This window comes from Calditrichota bacterium (genome assembly GCA_020637445.1).
In the GTDB taxonomy this organism is placed as follows: Bacteria; Electryoneota; RPQS01; order RPQS01; family RPQS01; genus JABWCQ01.
The window spans coordinates 460,405-481,595 of record JACJVZ010000002.1; the positions used below are offsets into that span (position 1 = coordinate 460,405).

At 52.8% G+C, this 21,191-nt stretch carries 17 protein-coding genes; 10 read left to right on the forward strand and 7 right to left on the reverse strand.

Translation table 11 applies throughout. The annotated features are described in order from the left end of the window. Positions 1 to 102 precede the first annotated feature (102 nt). Positions 103 to 1,350, reverse strand: a complete 1,248-nt coding sequence (locus H6507_09800) for a hypothetical protein (GenBank protein MCB9369388.1) — start codon at positions 1,348 to 1,350, stop codon at positions 103 to 105. 229 nt (positions 1,351 to 1,579) lie between these two features. Here H6507_09800 and H6507_09805 point away from each other — a divergent pair, with 229 nt between their 5' ends. The 6 genes from H6507_09805 (at position 1,580) to H6507_09830 (ending at position 8,902) form a co-directional block, all read left to right on the forward strand. Next, complete coding sequence (locus tag H6507_09805; protein MCB9369389.1) at positions 1,580 to 2,416, forward strand: RNA polymerase sigma factor RpoD/SigA; 837 nt, start codon at positions 1,580 to 1,582, stop codon at positions 2,414 to 2,416. 96 nt (positions 2,417 to 2,512) lie between these two features. Continuing rightward, the gene (locus H6507_09810; GenBank protein MCB9369390.1) at positions 2,513 to 3,949 is read left to right on the forward strand and encodes an MBOAT family protein; all 1,437 of its coding nucleotides are present in this window, start codon (positions 2,513 to 2,515) and stop codon (positions 3,947 to 3,949) included. Positions 3,950 to 3,958: 9 nt separating this feature from the next. Beyond that, the gene (locus H6507_09815; protein MCB9369391.1) at positions 3,959 to 5,053 is read left to right on the forward strand and encodes a hypothetical protein; all 1,095 of its coding nucleotides are present in this window, start codon (positions 3,959 to 3,961) and stop codon (positions 5,051 to 5,053) included. A gap of 62 nt (positions 5,054 to 5,115) precedes the next feature. Beyond that, the gene (locus H6507_09820; GenBank protein MCB9369392.1) at positions 5,116 to 5,814 is read left to right on the forward strand and encodes a pirin family protein; all 699 of its coding nucleotides are present in this window, start codon (positions 5,116 to 5,118) and stop codon (positions 5,812 to 5,814) included. 165 nt (positions 5,815 to 5,979) lie between these two features. Beyond that, on the forward strand, positions 5,980 to 7,557 hold the full coding sequence (locus H6507_09825) for a T9SS type A sorting domain-containing protein (protein MCB9369393.1): 1,578 nt from the start codon (positions 5,980 to 5,982) through the stop codon (positions 7,555 to 7,557). A gap of 37 nt (positions 7,558 to 7,594) precedes the next feature. Further along, positions 7,595 to 8,902 (forward strand): hypothetical protein, encoded by a 1,308-nt coding sequence (locus H6507_09830; protein ID MCB9369394.1) that lies wholly within the window; start codon positions 7,595 to 7,597, stop codon positions 8,900 to 8,902. A 163-nt stretch (positions 8,903 to 9,065) separates the two neighbouring features. Here H6507_09830 and H6507_09835 read toward each other — a convergent pair whose 3' ends face one another. Next, a complete protein-coding gene (locus H6507_09835) occupies positions 9,066 to 9,992 on the reverse strand; it encodes a T9SS type A sorting domain-containing protein (GenBank protein MCB9369395.1) in 927 nt (308 codons plus the stop codon). A 17-nt stretch (positions 9,993 to 10,009) separates the two neighbouring features. Continuing rightward, positions 10,010 to 10,591 (reverse strand): sigma-70 family RNA polymerase sigma factor, encoded by a 582-nt coding sequence (locus H6507_09840; GenBank protein ID MCB9369396.1) that lies wholly within the window; start codon positions 10,589 to 10,591, stop codon positions 10,010 to 10,012. A gap of 238 nt (positions 10,592 to 10,829) precedes the next feature. Here H6507_09840 and H6507_09845 point away from each other — a divergent pair, with 238 nt between their 5' ends. From H6507_09845 to H6507_09855, 3 genes are all read left to right on the forward strand, one after another. Next, on the forward strand, positions 10,830 to 12,536 hold the full coding sequence (locus H6507_09845) for a T9SS type A sorting domain-containing protein (protein ID MCB9369397.1): 1,707 nt from the start codon (positions 10,830 to 10,832) through the stop codon (positions 12,534 to 12,536). A gap of 297 nt (positions 12,537 to 12,833) precedes the next feature. Then, on the forward strand, positions 12,834 to 13,052 hold the full coding sequence (locus tag H6507_09850; protein MCB9369398.1) for a hypothetical protein: 219 nt from the start codon (positions 12,834 to 12,836) through the stop codon (positions 13,050 to 13,052). Between the two features lie 39 nt (positions 13,053 to 13,091). Continuing rightward, on the forward strand, positions 13,092 to 14,540 hold the full coding sequence (locus tag H6507_09855; protein MCB9369399.1) for a T9SS type A sorting domain-containing protein: 1,449 nt from the start codon (positions 13,092 to 13,094) through the stop codon (positions 14,538 to 14,540). 105 nt (positions 14,541 to 14,645) lie between these two features. On the opposite strand, the gene H6507_09860 is transcribed toward H6507_09855, so the two are convergent. The 4 genes from H6507_09860 to H6507_09875 form a co-directional block, all read right to left on the reverse strand. Then, positions 14,646 to 16,100, reverse strand: a complete 1,455-nt coding sequence (locus tag H6507_09860; GenBank protein MCB9369400.1) for a hypothetical protein — start codon at positions 16,098 to 16,100, stop codon at positions 14,646 to 14,648. A 203-nt stretch (positions 16,101 to 16,303) separates the two neighbouring features. Further along, positions 16,304 to 17,467, reverse strand: coding sequence for a ChaN family lipoprotein (locus H6507_09865; GenBank protein ID MCB9369401.1), 1,164 nt, complete (start codon positions 17,465 to 17,467; stop codon positions 16,304 to 16,306). A 46-nt stretch (positions 17,468 to 17,513) separates the two neighbouring features. Continuing rightward, on the reverse strand, positions 17,514 to 17,963 hold the full coding sequence (locus tag H6507_09870) for a hypothetical protein (protein ID MCB9369402.1): 450 nt from the start codon (positions 17,961 to 17,963) through the stop codon (positions 17,514 to 17,516). Positions 17,964 to 18,158: 195 nt separating this feature from the next. Beyond that, positions 18,159 to 19,838 carry a T9SS type A sorting domain-containing protein gene (locus H6507_09875; protein ID MCB9369403.1) on the reverse strand — a complete coding sequence of 560 codons (1,680 nt, stop codon included), beginning with the start codon at positions 19,836 to 19,838 and terminating at the stop codon, positions 18,159 to 18,161. Positions 19,839 to 20,041: 203 nt separating this feature from the next. Here H6507_09875 and H6507_09880 point away from each other — a divergent pair, with 203 nt between their 5' ends. Beyond that, positions 20,042 to 20,857 (forward strand): methyltransferase domain-containing protein, encoded by an 816-nt coding sequence (locus tag H6507_09880; protein MCB9369404.1) that lies wholly within the window; start codon positions 20,042 to 20,044, stop codon positions 20,855 to 20,857. Positions 20,858 to 21,191 lie beyond the last annotated feature (334 nt).

Genomic DNA, 21,191 nt, shown 5'->3' on the forward strand with positions numbered 1-21,191 from the left:
GCGAGTAATCAGTCCCCCGCGCAGAGCGGAGCGTTGCCTGAAATACAGAGGCCGTCTTGCGACGGCCCCGTGAAGATACAAAATTCAGGTGAAAGCCGAAACTTAGTTGGACACGTTTATGTTGATTTGTCCAAAGTTCGCGTCACCGTCGATCGTGATTGGCGTTGGTGACCCTCCGGTCGTCCAGCCGTGGGCACCGTAGCAGGTTGCGCCGGGACCCTGCACGTTGTTCCAAAGCGAAATATAGTATGTGCCTTCGGGCATGCCGGTAAAGGCATAGAGGGTTTCGGCGTCGTCGGTGATTGCGAAATAGCCCGTCGGAGCACCCATCGGCGGCTGCTCAGGTGAAACGGGGAACGTCGAAAGCATCACAAGCAAGCCTTCGGCAGGACGGGTGCCGGTGTAGGTCACGTTGCCGCTAAGCCAATGCGGACGCGGAGCGAAGGCGTTGACTGTGAAGTCGCGCACGAGCGGAGTAGTCTCATCAATCGTGACGGCATCGGGGCGAGCGTCGCCGACCAACGGAGATCCACCAAGCTGAGTGTTGATGCCGTAGCAGCCGTACCAGAACGTCGGCGCGGGCGGCGGAGCAGCGCTCCAAACGGAAAGATAGTAGTTGCCGTAGGGCGGAGTGAAGCGGAAATTCGTATCCGAGGCAGATGACATCACGTAGTACGCACTCGGTGCGCCCATCGCCGGCTGCCACGGATTGAAGGGGAACGTCGAAATCATCACCAGCATTCCGCCGTCGGGGTAGTCGCCGTTCAGGTGCATTGAACCTTCGATACGTCCGCGATCGCCGCAGCCGGGGACCGGCAGGAAGTAGTCAAAATAGGTGTGAATCGTAATACTCTGATTCGGCGCGTCCTCGGAAAAGGTCACGGGTTCGGGAAGCGAGTCGTCAGTCATCGGGTTGCCGCCGTACATGCCGACAACAGGTTCGTCGCAGGCGATATCGTTGACTTCGGGTGCGCGCCAACCCGTGACGATGGAATTGTACGTGCCGAGAGAGATTCCTGTGATTTCGAAAGTAAGCGTGTCGGCGTCGTTGTCATTGGCCGGATCGGGATCGGTGAAATAGCCCTGCGCCGTGTAGTAAGCGGGAGGACCACCAGCGGCATTTACACACCACGAGCAGTTGCCTGCGGAGATATTCCAGTTTTCAAAAACGGAGAGCTGGACGGCGCCGGAATCTGGCCAATCGCCGTGGAAAATCGCGATGCCAGTCAAGGTGCCGGTGACGGGAGGATTGTTGTTGTCGTTATTGTTGTCGCAGCTTACGAATATGACCGCCGCAATCAGAATTGAAAGTGCAATCGCGAAGAATCGAAACTTTTTAGAGGTGAACATCAGTCGTTGGGGATGGTTTGTGAGAAAAGAGACTATGAGGTGTAATATAGGAGATGAACCCTATTTGTTCAATAGGCATTCAAGCCGAGTTGCCTGTCTGAGAGGAATTCACTAAACTCGGATTCGCCTCGGGAACCTTTCCTTGACAGGGAGCGTTCTTTGAGTAATAGGTTAATGTACCCTCGCAGGTCCAACTACCCCCCTAAACCACTCCCCCAAAAAGACTTACATGAATATTCGTGCCAATCAAAGCCTTGAACGATACCTCCAAGAAATCGGTGAAGTCGCACTTTTGACTCCCGATGAGGAGATAAAGCTTGCCAAGCGAATTCGGAAAGGCGATCAGATTGCGCTGGAAAAACTGACCAAGGCGAACCTCAGATTTGTCGTCTCAGTCGCTAAACAGTATCAAAATCAAGGACTTTCGCTCGGTGATTTGATCAACGAGGGCAACCTTGGTTTGATCAAGGCTGCCAAGCGTTTTGATGAGACGAGAGGCTATAAGTTCATCTCGTACGCGGTGTGGTGGATTCGCCAGAGTATTTTGCAGGCGCTGGCCGAGCAATCGCGCGTCGTGCGTCTGCCCTTGAACCGCGTCGGTGCGCTGAATAAGATTGGCAAGACGTTTTCGTCCTTGGAGCAGGAATATGAGCGCGAGCCGACAGCGAATGAAATCGCGGAAGCGCTGGATATATCGGCTTACGAAGTGACGGATACGCTGCGCATGTCGGGTCGGCATCTGTCAATTGACGCGCCGTTCGCGCAGGGCGAAGATAACCGCCTTTTGGATATCGTTCACAACGATACGCAGCCGCCGCCCGATTCGAGTTTGATGAAAGAGTCTCTGCGGCAGGATATCGAGCGCTCGCTGTCGTCGCTGACGCCGCGCGAAGCCGAAGTGATCAGACTTTATTTTGGCTTGGACCGCGAGCACCCGCTGACCCTCGAAGAAATCGGCGAGCTGTTCAAACTGACGCGCGAACGTGTGCGCCAAATTAAGGAAAAAGCTCTGCGCAGGCTGCGGCATGCGTCGCGGAGCAATTCACTGAGAAGCTATCTGGGATAATCCGCGATAGCCGAGCTATTCGTTTTTCAAAGTGGGCAAGCGTATCTTGCCCCTTTCTCTTTCCGTCCGAAAGTATTTCCCGCCTGACGATCTTCATTGCTGTTTAACTCGCTTCAATTCCTGATCTTCCTGCCGATGGTCGTCGGGGCGTACTTTGCGCTGCCGTACCGTTGGCGTTGGGTTTTGTTGCTGGGTGCCTCGTACTACTTCTACATGTGCTGGAAGGTTCAGTATGCGGTGCTGATGCTGTTTTCGACCGCGATCGACTATGCGGCGGGATTGGCAATTGCGAAGTCGCAGCGGAAGGCCACTCGCGTCGCGTGGCTGGTTGCGAGTTTGACGACAAACCTCGGGCTGCTGTTTACATTCAAGTATCTCGATTTCTTTATGTCGGCACTCGGTGACGTGCTCGTTCCGCTGAACTTGATGAGCAACGTTCCGTTGTTTCATCTGCTGCTGCCGGTGGGAATTTCGTTTTACACGTTTCAGTCCATGAGCTACACGATAGACGTATACAAAGGTGTCACGCCGCCCGAAAGGAATTTCGGGCGGTTTGCGCTTTACGTGTCGTTCTTTCCGCAGCTCGTGGCCGGACCCATCGAAAGATCGTCGCATTTACTCCCGCAGTTTCGCGAACGGCACGAGATCGATTACCGAAGAATGGCTGACGGAGTCAAGCTGATGACGTGGGGGTTCTTCAAAAAACTCGTGATCGCCGACCGCGTCGCCCCGTTCGTAAATTCCGTGTATGCTCATCCGGGCGACGCGAGCGGATGGCAGTTGCTTTGGGCGACCTATTGTTTCGCATTTCAAATCTACTGCGACTTCTCCGCGTACTCGGATATTGCCATCGGTTCGGCCCGGATCATGGGTTACGACATCATGACCAACTTCAAACGCCCGTATTTCTCGAGATCCATCGGAGAATTTTGGCGGCGTTGGCATATTTCACTCTCGACGTGGTTCAGAGACTATTTGTACATTCCGCTCGGAGGAAACCGCAAGAGCGAAGGGCGGACCGTTTTCAACACAATGACCGTGTTTGTGCTGAGCGGATTCTGGCACGGTGCAAACTGGACCTTTATGGTGTGGGGAGCGCTGCACGGACTATTGTTGGTGCTTTCGCGCGCGACGCACGACTTGCGGACGAATGTCTCATATAAAGTTTGGGGTAACGGGCACAACACCGCGCGCACGTTGTTTCAGGTCTTTGTTGTTTTTCATCTGGCGATTCTGACGTGGGTATTCTTCCGGGCAGCAAATCTCGCAGACGCGATGACGGTTCTCGGACGAATTTTCACGGGAGCGTCGGCAACCGCGGCGATGGCGGCCGTCGACCCGTCCTATCTCATCGCATTCCCGGCCGTGCTGGTCTTGTTGATTGCGGACTACTATCAGGAACGGCAGTCCTTTAAGGTTCGACTTTTGAATTGGCATCCGGCGATTCGCTGGGCGGCCTATGCTTCGCTGGTTTTTTCAATCGTCGTGTTCGGCGCGTACTCCGGTCAAGATTTTATTTACTTCCAATTTTAATCATACTCCATGACTGCTTCGCGCAAAGATACCAACTTCAAAACCGGCCTGTATATGCTGGCTGTTTTGTGCGCGTTGATATTTGTGGGTTCAAAGATCGATTGGATCAGCTCGTTGTTTGTGTCGGATGTGGTAAACTACGGCGACCTCTATCCTGAATTGACGGTGCGGTACTTCAAGGTCGAACGCGTCCACAATGTGCACAGAAGATTTCCGGCAAATGAGGATACACGGGCTGCCGATGCAGACATTCTGTTGATTGGAGACAGCTTCTTAGACTATGACGGAGAGACGTACACTTGTGCGGACGAGTTCTCCAAAGCTCTCGGTCAGTCCATTTATGTCATTCACGGCGGCGACCCGCAGCGATACGTCGCGGCGGCACTCGAGCGGGAGAAGATACCGCGCGATTCGAAGCGGCGCAAACTAATATTGGAATGTGTCGAGCGAAATTTCATGTATCTGTACCGGCACGGCGCGCCCAGCCCCTCGACGGGAGGCTCGAGCGCGTCCACCGCATCGAGCGTCGTGAATCTCGCGCGCGAGATCAGTCATACGTGGTTTACGGATTCCGAGCGCCGGTACCAGTACTTGCTGAATACGTCGGTGTTAACTTCCGGATTCATCGAAGCGGTCAGCACGATGAAGTTTCGCGAGTTTGGGATGATGCCGAAGCGTTTTCCGGTTTACTCGCTGCATCCGCCGATGGTGTTTTCGTATTTTGAAACGAATCCGAACTCTCCGACGAGTTACTTCTATCCGCACACGCAAGAGGATATTGAAGCGATTGCCGTGCATTTGAAAGAACTGTCCGAGTGGCTGAGCCTCGACTGGAATCTTGATTTGGTGGTACTTCCTATTCCTAACAAGATTACGATTTACCATAAACTGGCCACGGACGTTTCCTATGACGATTATTTGCCCCGGCTGATTGCGGAATTGCGCAGGCAAGGGGTTCCGACTGTCGATTTGTATACGCCGTTCCGTCAAGCCGAAGGGCGGATCTACTACTCGACGGACACTCATTGGAATCCCCGCGGAGTGGATCTGGCTACGCAGGTTGTCGCCGGTCAGCTCGGAGATGCGGGAACTTCTGACCATTAGATACGTTAGTTTGATGTGAAACGATTTTATATCGAACTAATGGCGAAAGCCGGGGAGAAATCATGATCAAAACCAGAAAAGCTGCCGACCGGGGATATGCAAATCACGGCTGGCTTGAGACTTACCATACATTCAGCTTTGCGGACTACCGGGATGCGGCGCATGTACATTTTCGGAATTTGCGGGTCATCAACGATGACAAGGTGGCTGCCAAGCGGGGATTCGGGATGCATCCGCATGACAATATGGAGATTATCACCTATGTCATGGAGGGGGAGCTGACGCATCAGGACAGCATGGGCAACCACGGAGCGATCCGGGCTGGGGAGTTCCAGATGATGCATGCGGGAACGGGGATTATGCACTCGGAGAAGAATGACTCCGACCAGACGACGCACCTATATCAGATTTGGATTTTTCCGGATCAGAAGGGGCGCACTCCAGGGTATGACCAGCGGCCCGCGTTGAACGGCGACTCAGCGAACAAACTCAATCTGATTGTGTCGCCGGACGGCCGCGAGGGGACGATGCAGATTTATCAGGATGCGAGTTTGTATTTGGGCAAACTTGATGCGGGGAAAGCGCTTGAGTTTCCTATTCAATCCGGACGGCATGTTTGGGTGCAGGTGACTAAGGGGACGCTTGCGCTCAATGGACATGACCTTGCGGCGGGAGATGGGGTGGCGGTGTCGGAAGAAAGTGTGATACAGTTTGTTGGTGGAAACGGGGGAGGGGAGTGGCTGTTGTTTGACCTCGCTTAGGCCTTTTGTGTTTTGATTAAGTCAGAATAGGCATGAGGTAAGAGGTAAGAGGTAGGCGCCCGGAGGCTCCAGCCCTCATCCCCTCGAAAAAGTCTGACCAAGTTGACTCTTTGACCTCGCGAGTGTAGATTGCAGGTAACAGTCAATCACGCACTCGAGGCCGTTATGAAACCGCGAATTTTATCTGCATTCAATCTTTTGAAGCGGGTGGGGTTCGCGGTTTTGTTGTTGGGAGTTGCTCATGCCCAGCCGTACGAACCGACGTATTTGTTGGATGTGACGGGGGATATCGGCGATGCGCTGGGGAGCGGGAATTTGCAAGGTGTAGGCGATCAGAACGGCGATGGGTTTGACGACTTCGTGACGTCAGCAAGAAGCACGGATATTTCGCGTGAACTCAGACTGTACTATGGAAATAATCTTGGCGAATCCAACTATACAGCGTTCGGTAGGTTTGATTCTACGGATCGTGTTTTCTATTGGGTTGATGCAGCATTTGATGCGGGATTTACAGTCCCTGCCGGAGACATGAACGGCGACGGATATGCCGATATCATGCGCGACCTTCTGGTACAGAATGGTCATGATGTTTACTATTTTCCTTTTTTGTATCTGGGTGGCCCGGGGGTCTTTGATACGATTCCGGACTGGATTGGCGCCTTATCGGATCTTCGCTATCTTACTAACGTAGGGGATTACAATGGGGATGGTCGGGATGATTTCACGAAACGACCGTTGAACGAAGGAATGTTCAACTTTTACTTGGGTGAAATTCCGGGATCTGATGATGCGCTGTGGTCACACTTTGATTTCAATTCCAGTCACATGGGATTTGGCGACGTGAATGGCGACGGTTACTCGGACTTTGGACGAGTCATCCTGCTCGGAGATAGTGGATACGTTCGCGCGGAACTCTATTTGGGCTCTCCGTTGGCAGATTCGCTGCCGGCATTGATCCGTGTTCGCCCATCGGCAGCAGGGAATACGTTTGAATATTACCACCGGATAGTGGGCGACATAAACGGGGACGGATACGATGACATCATATCTCGTGCGACCTCATTTGCCGAGGGCGCACGGAAATACATCTACTGGGGTGGACCGGACATGGATCTTGTTGATGACGTCGAGTTACATTGGCCGAACAATAATGTGCCCAAGTACGTGACGCCGTTAGGGGATATCAATGGGGATGGGTATGACGATGTCGCGCATTACGAACACTACTTAACTCCCCCCAACGACCACATCGAGGTTTGGTTAGGTGGTGATCCGTTGCCGGAGTCGCCGGCGTGGGTGTTGGATGGCCCGTTGGACGGGATGAACTATCCGTATCGGATCGGTGAAGCGGGAGATTTTAACGGCGACGGGATCGACGACTGGTTTTTCTCGGCGTATCATGGTCTCGAAGAGCGCGGCAGAATCATCGTCGTTGCGGGCGACCGGAACTTTGGGTTGGTTGCTCGAGAGCGAACTCCCTTGCCGCGTGATTTATCTCTTTCCGTTTTCCCCAATCCCTTCAACTCAACACTTCGTATTTCCCTCGACGCGCCGCTGCATTCGGATGTTTCGGTGACGTTGTATGATTTGTTGGGCCGAGAGGTGGATGTGATTTATCGGGGGAGGCTCTCGTCAAATACGATTTCTTATGCTGCGCCTGCGGAGCTTGCCAGTGGGGTTTACTTTGTGCGGGCTTCGGCGGGAAAGATTGGAACTACTCAGAAAGTTGTGTTACTCAAATAAACACTCTGTAATTTACTCATATCATCACTCCAGCACTATGTTGTCAAAATTGAAGAACGAAGGGTGTGAAACACCTACACAGGCGAAACAGCAGGGACTGATTCTCGCGGTGCTTTTTATTTGCAGCGGGCTTTTCCTCTTTGGATGCGACAAGACTTGTGAATGCAATTACACGCCGACGGAACCAACCAACGAAGCCGTTATCGAAGTGACCAGTCCCGATTCCACAGTGGTCGCGTGGCTCGGGCATCCGCTGCGGTTTGCTTGGACTTCGGAAAATGTTTTGGGCAGCGTCAAGATTTATTACAGCCGGAACGACGGCGACACGTGGCCGTTTACGATTACGGAAAATGCCTACAACGAAGGTGAATATTTCTGGACCGTCGACGCACCCTTGACCCGCAGCGGCCGCATTCGCGTGCAAAGCGCGGGCGAGCCTCCGGCTGTCGGCGAGAGTCCGTCATCGTTCGTGATACAGACGTACGTGTGGGCGCCTGAAGTACCGTCCCGGGATTTTACGGTGAACGTGCTTGCTTCAAACGGCGTGGATCTGTTCGCGGTCGGCTCGGGTGGAACCATTAATCAAAGAAGCTCGCAGACCGGCGAGTGGGTGATTCAAAACTGCGCCACGACCCGCCCGCTCAATGACATTCATTTTGCCGACAGTCTGGTGGGATGGGTGTGCGGCGGCAGCGGAGTACTGCGCCGAACGGTCGATGGAGGACAAACGTGGCTGACGACGTCGAGTCAAATCAGTTTTGAAATTCGCGCGATTCATTGTTACGACAGCCTCACCGCAATCGCCGCCGTGGCAGGATTGCGCCGCACGTCGGACGCGGGAGAATCGTGGGATCAAGTTGTAGAGTTTGTCGGAGAAACGATAAACCGGCTGTACTTCTATGACAGCATGCACGCGTTTGCGGTCGGAGAAGACGGTTTGATCGCGAAGTCTGTCGACGGAGGGTTGACGTGGGAAATAAAAACGTCTCCGTTTGAAGCTGCGACCTATAAAGATATCCATTCGCCGGATGGTCTGACATATTATGCGGTTGCGTCCGAAGGTCAAATTGCAAAGTCAGACGACGGCGGCGAAACGTGGCATCCCTTGAACCTCCTGCACGCGCCGGTGCTCAGCAGTATTCGTTCGATGGCACCTTTGGAAATACTTGTCACGACGGCAGATTCGAGATTGCTGCACAGCGTCGACGGCGGAGATACGTGGGTTTATTATTCAGTCGATGAAGGACATTACTTCAACACGCTGCTGATGGAGACTGACGGCAGCGGTTGGTTTGCAGGAACTGGCAACGCGGTTTTTCATCTCGATATCGAGGATTCTGAATAAGTACTCTCTTGCAACAAACAGAAAAAGCCGAGGCGAGCGCCTCGGCTTTTTTGTCGAGCCGGGAGGCTCGACCTAGTGTGTGGCCATTGCGGGTTCCTTGCAAGGACAGGCTGGAGGCCCACAACGGCGATGAAAATTGGAGCGGGCGGAACGCCTTCCGCCCCTACTTCATCAAGATCATCGTGCGGCTGAGTTGTGCGCCGTCGGCGTCGAGTTTGTAGAGATAGGTGCCGCTGGCCAAACCGCTTCCGTCAAACTGAACGGTGTGCGAACCTGCGGATTGCGGACCGTTCACGAGTGTCGCAACTTCGCGGCCTGTCAGGTCGTAGACTTTCAATGTGACGTTCGCGGCTTCTTTCAGCTCGAAGGGAATCTGCGTCGTCGGGTTGAAAGGATTCGGATAGTTCTGCTTGAGTTCGAAGTTTGAGGCAACCAACGGCTGTGACTCTTCCGAGCTCATCGTCTCAATCGTCGGGTCATCCGTGGGTTCGCCTTCCAGACTCTTGAACGTCTTTTGCACAACGCCGTGCTGTTTCATGACGGCGTCGACTGCTTCTTGTGATCTGAGGGTGTCGCCGTTCAGAATGTAGAACTCTCCGTCGCCGGTGTCTTCGATTCTGAGTTCCATGCGCTGCTCGCCTTCCAGCGGTTCGCCAGTCACTTCGCCTTCGACAAACATCATTCTCTGCAAGCCTTCGCCGGACCTCATGATTTCCTGTGCACGCGGATCGTTCGGATCAAGCGTCCACGTCATATCGGCGGGAATGTCTCCCTTGAGCACATCTTCCGGCACCGCACCTTCAGGAGCATCGACTTGCACGGTTTTGATATGAACCTCACGGCCAGCTTCGTCGGTGAAGCGAATCTCCTTGGACGTGATTTTCATGTACACGTCCCGGACCCAGTTGGGATTCGCGACTGTAAGTCCGGACAGGCCAAGCACCAGCACAAGTGTCGCAATCATTGCGGACGACCGCATGTTGGAGCGAGGCTTGACGTTTTTCAGATTGTCGCGCAGGGCTTGACGATGCGAATTCACCGAACCGTCGGGAGTTTGCACGTGGTTGAATTTCTGTTCCCAGTTTTCCATGATTAGTTCTCCACTGATTATCGAGTTGCCTCGAGGACGAATTCGCTCTGGACTTCGCGCAGGCCCTGATCTTCACGAAGTTTTGCGATGCCACGGTGAACCAGGGATTTCACCGTGCCGACCGGCCGCCCGAGGATGGCGGCGATCTCATCTAACGAAAGATATTCAAAATACTTTAGGACAATTGGCGTGCGGTATTTCTCGGGAAGCCGCATCAGCGCGCGCTGCAACGCAAGAAAGTTTTCGTTGCGTTCAATTTCGGCATTGATGGTTTCCACTTCGCCGTGATCACACTCGATTTCGCCGCCCTCCCGCCACCATGTTTTCGGAAAAGGGACGACTCTTTGAATTTGCCGTCTGCGGAGTTCGCGCCGCCATTCATTGACCGCGATTCGCAAGAGCCAGACTTTGGCCGGAGCCTGATGATTGAACTTGGGCCAAGCCCGGTAGGCACGGTAGAAGGTCTGTGAGGTTAGCTCCAGTGCAACTTCTGCATCTCCCGAAATATGAAGGAGATAACGCCAAATGTCATCATAGTGGCTGTCGTAAACTTGTTCGAACGGGACAGGGTTCATGGATTCTCCAATGTCAGGCTTCATTCTAAAGAACCTGCATCAGCGGGAATAGTTGCAGACCGGATGCAGGCACCCGCACCCTTATAAAAGATGTGGCGGGTGCTACCGCGAGGAAAGAAGTCTATTTGACTGTGGGTCAGAAATGTATAGAATAATGTGCAGTTTTCACACAAACTGAGAATTGCCAAGACACACTGTTGTTTCTCGTTTGCGGAGAGCCTATCTTCAAACCACAGTATTATCAAAGGTTTGGAGACGAATAATGATGCGTTTTATGCTTGTTTTATTATTGTTGTTCATGTCTGGACAAGTATGGGCAACTCACCCGCAGGACAACTGTAGTGGTGCGCTAATGTTGACGATTCCGGCGTCTGGTGTAGTTACTTCGACGGATGCGACCACCGATGCAGTTCCGGTGTGTAGCCCTGCCGTGCCTCAAAACGGAATTTGGTTCTCGGTCGTCGGAAACGGGCACCTGCTGCGATTCTCGGATTGCAATTTCTCCAGCTCAGGCGACCAATCCGTGCAGATCTTCACGGGCGATTGCGCGAACTTGGTGTGTGTCGGTGGAAACAACGAGACATTTTGTATCATCGATACTTACACTGCGATGGCGACATGGTGCTCGGAGAATGGAGTCATGTACTACATTCATCTCGGAAGCGAAGACGGAGGGGTGATTACCGCGGACTACAATTTGACGGATCGCGGAGTCTGCAACTATGTCGGCGGAAATTGCGTATCCCAAACGGTGTTTGCGCCGCACACTTTTTCGGCAAGCACACTCAATCGTGACGACTGCTGTGAAAATGACGCGGCAGACGAACACTTCGTCGTGCATGTACCGTGGACGGGGTCGTGGCACTTTCTGGCGTGCGGAAATCCGACGCACATTTCCGTGGGCACGAGCTTTTGTGCGCACGACATATGTTCTGCTATGGATAACCTGATTGATCCGCTGCCGGGATGTTATCCAGCCGGTACATGCGGATGCCTCGCGATGGCCGAGGGAACTTATTTTGTGACGATACAGAAAGGATACGACGACGGGGATGGCGGAGACTATGAACTTCGAATCACGGATTGCGACGAGTTAAATGATGTTCCGCCTATCGGGCTTGATCCTACCGATCTCACGAGTGTTTGTGAAACACTTGAAGCGAACCAATACAGACAGATCGTGGTGCACGGAGCGACATTGATTCCGGGCCGCCCGCCACTATTAACGATCGTGGGAGGATGCGACGATTGCGGTCAATCCGGATTAACTCCTGCGGGCTGGGAATTCGATGCGGAAGGTTGGGAGCTTCATCCGGGAAGTCCGAATGTGCAGGGCCAGGAGACGCCGTATTGGAGAAATTCAATTCGCGGCACAAGCACGGGCTATGTTTGTGTAACTCTGGATGGCTTCTTGCCGGTTGAGTTGCTGTCGTTCACAACAATTGCCGGCGACCAAGAAGTGGCCGTTCGCTGGAACACGGCCTCCGAAACAAATCTCGATGAATTCAGATTGCTGCGCGGCGAAACATTAATCGCGTCGTTCGATGCGACAAACAGTTCGCAAGGCAACATGTATTCATTCACGGACGAGGGGCTGGACAACGGCGTTTCCTATACCTACTCTTTGTATTCGGTAGAACTCACAGGAGAGCAAAATCTGCTGGCCGTTTCCTCCGCCGTACCAAGCAGCACGCCGGGTGTCGTCAGTGGTTTTTCGCTTGGCCAAAACTACCCCAATCCATTTAATCCCGAAACAAGAATAGAGTTTTCGATTGTCCAGTCAGGTGTCGCTTCGCTTAAGGTTTTTGACTTGACAGGAAGGGAAGTCGCCGTGCTCGTGGACGGAGTCGTCGAAGCCGGTTTCCACACCGCCGCATTTGATGCGCGCGGACTTTCAAGCGGAATCTATTTCTACTCACTCGAACAAAATGGTGTATCACTCACCAGAAAAATGATGTTGATGAAGTAAGGGGCCTTCTGCCATTGCGGGTTTGGAAACCCACAACGGCGAAATCAGATGCACCCACAACAGTGATAACAGAAAAGCCGAGGTGACGAGCCTCGGCTTTTTGTTGGTCTACGGCGTTTTCTACAACGGCGGTATGCTTTTTCTCTATGTGTCATAAGTTAGAGGCATTTGACATCATTATGCATCATTGTGCCCCATATCACCAAAGAATTAATTGTGGATAATTGAGAAGTATTGCGAATTACAGAATCATATGGTAAATATTGGATAGACGACAAGCCCCTCAAAGGAGATTCTATGTACTATGCTTTGATTTTGACGGTCATGATTGGCGCCGGACAGCTCTTCGCATTTCATCCGAACGATGACTGCAGCTCCGCGCTTCCCCTTTCGATTCCCAGTTCCGGCGTGTTCAACGGCAGCGGTGCTTCACCGGACGCGCTGATTCCGTGCGGTCAGGCAACTCCGTTTAACGGAATTTGGTTTAGCGTCGTGGGTGACGGAACGACGCTCTAGTTTAACACGTGTAACGCAGCTACGGTCGGCGCACAATCCGTGCAAGTGTTTAGAGGCGGTTGCGGTGCGTTGGAATGCGTGGGTGGAAACAATGAAACCTATTGCTTTTCCGCTTTCGCGAGTGCTGAAGCAAGATGGTGCTCTGAGCCGGGCGTTCAATACTATATCTTGTTGGGAGGAAGAACCGCGGCGGACATTGGCTACTCTGGCACGTATCACATGAGTTCGTTGGGCGCTTGCGAGTACGTTGGAGGCAATTGCGTTCCCGAAGTGGTATTCGCTCCTGCGCACATCTTCGGCACTACGCATTTTCGTGACGACTGCTGCTGGTATGATGCCGCCGACGTGCATTACCTTGTCTACTTGCCGTATCCGAGTACGTGGAGATTCTTTGTCTGCTCGGCAAATCAACCCGCGCAGCGGATCGGCTCGGAGTATTGCGGCAACGACATCTGTGAAGAGACTGCGAACAACTTGGACCCGCCGTGCGTCGGTGGATCGGTGTGCGACTGTATGCCTTTGGATGCGGGCTACTATCACGTCACGATTCAAACAAACTACGACGACGGTCTCGGCGATCCGTTTGAATTTATGATTAATGATTGCGGCGGCAACAACATTCCCAATCCCATCGATCTCGATCCGGTTGATATTACATATGTATGTGAACTGGTGGTCGGCGGCGGGTATCGAGTCATTCGCGTCTTTGACCCAAGTCCGGATCCCAACCGTCCGCCGATTCTGACTCTCTCGCCCGGCTGCGAAGACTGCGACGGCGAACCCTATTCTCCGGCAAATGCGATCTACGATCCGAACGGTTGGGTGCTGCATCCGGGAAGCCCGAATGTCACGGGACAAGAGAATCCCTATTGGGAAAATGTCATTATAGGAGAAGGACAAGGATACGTTTGTATCCACTTAGAAGGTTTCCTGCCTGTCAATTTGCTGGACTTTTCAGCAATTGCGAATGAGCAAGAAGTGCGTTTGCGTTGGACGACGGCTTCGGAAGACGGCCTCGACAGATTTGTATTGAAGCGCGATGGAATCGAAGTTGCCTCAGTGCATGCAATGAACTCGGCATCCGGCAGCGCTTACACGTTTGTTGATCAGGATTTGGAAAACGGCACGACGTACCACTATTCGCTGTATGCAGTGAGTCTGAACGGCGAGTGGGAACACCTTGCGGACGCGGAAGCGACGCCCGGTTCAAATGCAGGAGTTATCGGAGGCTTTGCGCTGGCGCAAAACTATCCGAATCCGTTTAATCCCGAGACGACGATTGAGTACTCTATTCAGGAAGCGGGACAGGTGAACCTGTCGGTATTCGACTTGACCGGACGCGAAGTGATGACTCTCGTAAACGAAATCCAGAATGACGGCGTGTATTCCGTGAAATTGAATGCGGCGTCGCTGGCGAGTGGTATCTACTTCTATCAGCTTGAGCACAACGGGTTGAAGCTCGCGAAGAAGATGGTTCTGATGAAATAGACAGACTTATTGCCATTGCGGGTTTGGAAACCCACAACGGCGGGAACTTAAAAAGCCGAGGTGATGAGCCTCGGCTTTTCTCTTGAGTTTCTGATGCGGCGCGACTCAGCGTGCGTCTGTCTTGAAAAGGGACAAGGCTTGCCGCATGGTCAGGCTGCCCGGATGCGTGTCCCGCAGTGCTGTCGGAATTGGATCGGCGCTCGCGATGACTTGATAGAACATCGACGGGGCGTAGGCAACTGCTCCGACGTGCGTGTAGCTGGTTGCGGACGTGTATCCGTGATAAAGATAGGGGCCCTCGGAGTTCTCGGCGTAGAAAACAAGATAGTGCGTGACATCAATGATACAACCGTTCTCGGCATAGTCGACCGGCGACCACGACACGACCGCGTTGCCACCTTGCGGAGTGATGTTGACATTTTGCGGCGGCAGCGGACTGTCGGGTACACATTCGGCGGCGCGGATTTTGGCAAGGTAGGCGTTGTTGTTCGATAATCCTGCCAGCAGGTAGTCACCGGCGGAAATTGTCGCGGCCGCAATGAACGAGTAGGTAAGCGATGAATAGTCCTTGCTCCAAAGGGTATCGGCACCAGCATCGAGCCGTGCAACTCGTCCCGCGCTGGTGTAGAAGAAGGTGCTGTCCGGCGCGTTGATCAAGACTTGAATGTCAAAGTCGGGCCACCCGGACGGCAAACTGTGTTCACTAACATAATTGCCGAGAGAGTCCGCTTCCATGATTACGGGCACCGCGCTAAATTCCGACAAATATTCCGTGACCGCAACATAGAACCCTCCGTCCGGTTTGAAAGCCAGGTCCCAAGGAGTGAAAGTATACGAATTCCAATAGGCCTGTTGCCACAGCGAGTCGCCGTTTTCCGAAATCTTTTGCACTGCGGTATAGCCGACAGGTTCACCGCCGTTCCCGGCTTGACCAAGCAGCACAAAACCTCCGCTGGGAACGGGAATCATTTTGTGAACCAGGAAATCCGGGTTGTATATGTCGGACCACAGAACATAGTACGTCTGCGTCCAAAGAACCTGACCCACGGAATCCATTCTCATGGCAAAGAAGCGGTTATAGGGATACCATATGAATCCGCCTAACAGAAGGTCACCGTTGCTCAATTCATAAACGGAGGATCCGTATGAGTTATCTATGGAATCGAGATAGGTTCTCGTCCACAGGGAATCTCCGAGACTGCTGAATTTCGTGACAAAAGGCAGCGATGAATACGTCGGTGAATCCGTTCTCGCGTTTCCCGTGACAAGAATCGAGCCGTCCGCCGTCTGCGAGAAGCCCCTAATTATGGTTTCGCTAGTACCAATCGTAAGAGTTCGTGTCCAAAGCGTGTCACCCAAGCTGTCAAACCGCATGACCAGTCCTTGCAACGCGAAAGAGCCCGCGCCGACAAAACCGCCATCAGAAGTAATGGCGATATCCGTCAGGGCGGAGTTACCACCAAGCGAGTAACTCTTTGTCCAAACCGTATCCACTTGAATCGCGTGCGCGTTTGCAAACAAAAGGCAACTCGTAACAAGTAGCCCGTAAAACAATTTCATCAGTTAGCTCCTTCCGGATTCGCTAAGTTTCTGCATTGTCTACCAAAAAGATAGCGAATACGACACGCGTTGTCAACATATGAACAATGTTCATTGTACGTAAATTTGTGCAATAGGCCACAATGCGAAGCAACCTTCAGGCCACAACAAGAAAAGCCGAGACAAATCGTCTCGGCTTTTCAATTTGCAATGCGGACCTGTCGTTATTCGTACCGCCCCAGCCACCAGGCTTGCTTGGCGTCGTTGGCGATGACATTGTTCATTTCATTCATCGAAAGTTTGCGCAAACTGGGATTGGGGGATTGACGCTTGGCCGTTTCGAAATTGCGGCCGTTGATGAAATTCTCGATGGGCGTGACACCGTGGTATTGTGAGATCGGACATTGAAAGATCCAGCCGTCGGCGAATTGTGAAATTGTGAAGCTATCGTAGCCTTGACTGTAAACGGAGTTCTTTCCGCCGAGCTTTCCGAACGGCGTGCCGTGCAGATCGAAACCAACCGGATAGAAATTCGGGCCGAGTTCTTTGAAGAGCGCGTCGATCTGTCCTTCGGCGGCATAGACATAGATTCCGCCGTAGCCGTCGCGCGGCGGCCAGATCGCGTGCAGGTACACAGTCATCACACGGTCGCCGAGCGCATCTTTAACGTAGTTGCCCATACGCTCGGTTTCAAAACGAACAAATTTTCCGTTGTTGACAATGGGTTGTTCGTAACTTGTAAAGCCGTGATGAATACCGCAATAGACCAAAACTTTTTGACTGTCCGCAACGGCGTCGGTGACGACCTTGGCCCATTTGTCTTCGCCGCCGCCTTGCCAGACTTTTTTCATGACGTCGGGATTGTTGCGGTCGTCAGACGATTCCAAATAGCTCCAATCGGGTGAATCGTTCATGCCAAGAATTCTGAAGCGGGGCATGGTGTCGGGCAATTGCTGATTAAATTGCCACGCGGCTTTGAAGATGTCAACGTACTCTTGAAAGCCCCAGTAGGCGAATTGGTTGAAAGTGATTTCGCGGGCTAATGACTCATTGTAAGAGGCGCCGTTTAACAAGCTGTCAATTAACGGTTGATCTTCACGGCGGGCAAACTCGGTGGCGAGCACGCGCACACCTCTGCCATAAACGCGCGGGATCAGTTCTTGGATCAGTTCGACATTCTCTTTGACACGGTGGTATTCGCCCATGATGACGACGTCGTGGTCTGCGAATTTACTGACGACGTAATCTGCGGGAGTCTGCTTGTGAGTTTCAATATAGCTCTTCAGTTCGGGGCCGAGTGCAGGGTCGAGCGGGGGCGGAGTGTGGAACTGCTCGGCGCAGGAGAGGAAGAGGAATAGGGGGAGGAGAAAGAGAATGTATTTATACATATGTAGATTGGGGCACCCGCGGCGGGTGCCGCCGCGTGGAGGTCAATTACTTGTTACTCCAGTCGGCGTTTTTGATTAGTGCTTCGACGGATTCGCGCAACCGCATTGCGCTTGGAATTGGTTCGTCAAGTGGCCGATCATATTTGATGTTTGCGAGTTTTGGGAAGGTCAGAATAACCCAGTGGGGCACGATTGGCACCATCGATCCAGATGTCCAGCTTTGAGAATGGAATCTAATATCTTTTGCGCGCGCTATTAGATCTTCCACGAAAGCAGGTGCCGTCCAACCTTCTCGTACTTTTTTCGGTTCGTTTCCCAGTGTATACGACAACGTAACAATATGACCGTTTGCATAGATGAACGTGTGAAAGATATGGGGTGGTGGTTTTGCAACATACAAAATAATATCCGCATTCTCGCTGTATTCTGAAAGATCGGGCAGAGGAGATGCTTGCGACACAGCACAGAGTAGAAGGAGACAAACCAGTGTTTTCATTCTGACCTCGGGAGTTGTTTGCAAGTCTGTGCCTGCTTGAATAGGTCCCTACGGGATGACAGGCGGTTTGGGTGTGTTGATTTGCGCTTGGGGTTGTTGGGTCGTTGGAACAGGTCCTTACATAGGATGACAGAAAATTAGAAGCCCCCCTTAATCCCCCCATTTCTCCGAGCAGAAATGGGGGGAGACCGGAACTTAGCGCATCAACAATAATTTTGCTATGGCGGATTGATCTCGTGAACTTAGTTTTGCGAAATAGACTCCGCTGGGCTGCGTGAGTTCAATTGATTGCGTATGCGCTCCGGTAGATTGTTGGCCAAGAGATTCTGTGAAGACTTCTTGACCGAGCGTGTTGAATACAGTTAGCTCAACCGGCGATGATTTTGTCAGCGTGTATGAAAGTGTCGTCGTCCCATTAAAGGGGTTGGGGAACGCTTCAAGGATGAAGGATGAAGGATGAAGGATGTTTGGATTCTCGACTGCGTCTTCGATGAATAGGGAGTCTATGACGGAAGCGAAGGCGTCTTGATCGCCTTGTCTTGTGTCGGTCCAGACGCAGATGGCTTTGTCATTGGAGGCGTGCCAACCGATGTATTCGCCGATTAGGCCTGCGTCGAGCGAACCTGCGCCGGGATTGCACGAGACCGTGGTGATGCGCTCGTTGGGGCGCCACGTGATGCCGCCGAGTTCCGAAACCGTGAAATAAACATCCATTAACAAACCATTTGGATCATTGCGACGGTCGTACCACGCGCACCATACGCGGCCCTGTTCGTCCACGGTTATCCACGGATGAAACTGATCGACGTCAAAGGACTCGTTCTCGTCATCAATCACAACGGGAGTCGACCAGTTGTCACCTTGATCGTCGCTGTATGTGTAAAACACGTCCGTATTCGAAAGACTATTGTCCGCGTCGGTGAAGAGTGCGTGGATGCGGCCGCGAAACGGTCCGTTGGAATTGTCGACGGCCATCACCATGTACGAAAACACGAGCAAGTTGGGTTCAATTTCCGCACTTGCGAACTCTGTTTGGAAGACCCGTTCTTCTTCCGTCCAAGTTTGGCCGCCGTCGAGCGAACGCGAGAACATGATGCCGTCGCGCGAATAGCTGATCCACGTCACATAGACCTCGCCGTTTGGTCCTGTTGCCACATTGGCCCACTGCACGGTGCGGCGCGACGAGATTTGAATCGGCGCAGTATAAGCGGAATCGGGACGTTTGTACACGAGTTCGATATGAGTTGAATCGTAGTTGCCGTCAGAATCGAGGAAGAAGCGCGCCCACGGAATGTAGAACGTGCCTTGATACGGCGAGTCGGGCGAATTGTCGATGGCCATCATTTGTTTGTCTTCGAAGGCCGTCAAGTCCGTAGTCTCGACGGCGATCACGGAATCCTGCCACGTTACGCCGCCGTCATACGAAGACACGGAGAGCAGCGCAACCTCTTCATCGCCATCCGGATTGAAGGTGATCATGTTGGCGGTGAAGATGCCATCGTTGTCTACAACCAACACGGGATCGCTTTGCCACTCATAATACATTTGCGGAAAAAGCGTATCGTGCCACGTTGCGCCGCCGTCCAACGTATAGCCGACACCGATTCTGCGATAGCCTTCGCGGAAATCGCGCCAGACCGCGACCATGTTGTCGGGATCGAGCGGATTGATGCAGGCTTGTTCTTCATTTTGAATTTCGCCGGAGTGGTCGCTGTTGACGCGCGTATTCAGATGTTCGTCGAGCGACGAGACAAAGCCGCGTGACTGAGCCGGCTGAAATTGCATCGTCGCGAGTGGTCCCGTGAACGGGTCGAGCGGCGTGACGCGGGCGAAGGAGGCCGTGGCGAGAATTAGGATAAGGAGGATGGTGCGCATGGTGCGGGGCCTATTTTTTCAGACATAAGTAAGGACTACCTTTCAATATAGGTTTCCGTTTTCCAAGAGGCAATGGTACTTTTGTTGCACAAGAAGTATGGTCTATTATCTTTGACAGGTGTGGCTGTTGCGGGTCTGGCTAATAATTGTTATTATTGCGCTTGACCGTGTGGCTGCGAAAATCGTTGACTAACTCTTCATTGATGACAACTCAACCCCCCCCTACCCCCCCCGCTCGCGGAGGGGAAATTCTCGAGAATCCGCTGCCTAAGGGCGCGTTTCGGATGAAGTACGAGGAGCAGTTGCGCCTTGTGCCGTGGCCGTTTAAGGGCTATTGGAAAAAACTGGCCGCGAAGAACGGCTATTTTAACCACACGTTTATGCAGGCTTGGGCCGATGGTTTGGAAAATGAGCCTGTGCTGGAAGCGGGTTGCGGCGAAAGCAGCGATCTGACCAAGCGCGAGAAGAAGATGCACCACTTGGTCGGCATTGATCCGCTGCCGGACGATATTTTGAAGAATCAAGGACTGAAATTCAAAACCATCGGTGTGTTGGAAGATCTGCCGTTTCGGGACCAGTATTTCGCGGGCTATTACAGCGACTCGGTGTATGAACACATCGACGATCCGGCGAAATGCGCGGGTGAAGCGTTTCGTGTGCTGAAACCGGGCGGACGAATTATCATCAACACGAACTCCGTGTTCAATCCGTTCATGTTTCCGAATAAGTTTTTGTCCATCAAGTGGCGCGAACGATTGAAACGTTCGGCGAAGATTCAGAGCGAAGGGACGTTTCGAGCGCCGTACAAGATCAATACCGCGCGACGGCTAAAAAAATACCTGCGCGAGGCAGGTTTTGTGGATATTCAAATTTATCGCTGGGGTGTGCCCGCGATGTATAAGCCGAAGTGGGTTTTGTTTTTGTTGTTGTGTATGGAACTTCTTGGGGAGACGCCGCTCTTTTGCGGGTTGAAGCACCGGTTGATGGCGACGGCGGTGCGGCCCAAGGATGAAGGATGAAGGATGAAGGATGGGGGATGGGGGATGGGGGATGGAGGAAAGAGGAAAGAGGAAAGAGGAAACCTGAGCTGCGCGGGGTTTTGAATTGTTGTTGAGATTTGGGGTGGTAACCTCTTTTTGCAAGATCCCTACGGGATGACAGGTGGTTTGGGAGTGTTGGTTGCGCTTTCAATTCTCACGGCGCTTCGGTAGGTCCTTATCCTGCAAGGACAGGCGCCGGATGACGGAAATTCAGAAGCCCCCCTTAATCCCCCCATTTCCGCAGACGGATTTGGAGGGAGACCAGAGGCGGATTCCGGCGGCGCGGGGACGCACCGCTCGGCGAACAAAATTT

Bases quoted from the DNA above. Each gene is read 5' to 3' on its own strand.
- H6507_09800 (MCB9369388.1), bottom strand. From the start codon at position 1,350: ATGTTCACCTCTAAAAAGTTTCGATTCTTCGCGATTGCACTTTCAATT.
- H6507_09805 (MCB9369389.1), top strand. From the start codon at position 1,580: ATGAATATTCGTGCCAATCAAAGCCTTGAACGATACCTCCAAGAAATC.
- H6507_09815 (MCB9369391.1), top strand. From the start codon at position 3,959: ATGACTGCTTCGCGCAAAGATACCAACTTCAAAACCGGCCTGTATATG.
- H6507_09820 (MCB9369392.1), top strand. From the start codon at position 5,116: ATGATCAAAACCAGAAAAGCTGCCGACCGGGGATATGCAAATCACGGC.
- H6507_09825 (MCB9369393.1), top strand. From the start codon at position 5,980: ATGAAACCGCGAATTTTATCTGCATTCAATCTTTTGAAGCGGGTGGGG.
- H6507_09830 (MCB9369394.1), top strand. From the start codon at position 7,595: ATGTTGTCAAAATTGAAGAACGAAGGGTGTGAAACACCTACACAGGCG.
- H6507_09835 (MCB9369395.1), bottom strand. From the start codon at position 9,992: ATGGAAAACTGGGAACAGAAATTCAACCACGTGCAAACTCCCGACGGT.
- H6507_09840 (MCB9369396.1), bottom strand. From the start codon at position 10,591: ATGAAGCCTGACATTGGAGAATCCATGAACCCTGTCCCGTTCGAACAA.
- H6507_09845 (MCB9369397.1), top strand. From the start codon at position 10,830: ATGATGCGTTTTATGCTTGTTTTATTATTGTTGTTCATGTCTGGACAA.
- H6507_09850 (MCB9369398.1), top strand. From the start codon at position 12,834: ATGTACTATGCTTTGATTTTGACGGTCATGATTGGCGCCGGACAGCTC.
- H6507_09860 (MCB9369400.1), bottom strand. From the start codon at position 16,100: ATGAAATTGTTTTACGGGCTACTTGTTACGAGTTGCCTTTTGTTTGCA.
- H6507_09865 (MCB9369401.1), bottom strand. From the start codon at position 17,467: ATGTATAAATACATTCTCTTTCTCCTCCCCCTATTCCTCTTCCTCTCC.
- H6507_09870 (MCB9369402.1), bottom strand. From the start codon at position 17,963: ATGAAAACACTGGTTTGTCTCCTTCTACTCTGTGCTGTGTCGCAAGCA.
- H6507_09875 (MCB9369403.1), bottom strand. From the start codon at position 19,838: ATGCGCACCATCCTCCTTATCCTAATTCTCGCCACGGCCTCCTTCGCC.
- H6507_09880 (MCB9369404.1), top strand. From the start codon at position 20,042: ATGACAACTCAACCCCCCCCTACCCCCCCCGCTCGCGGAGGGGAAATT.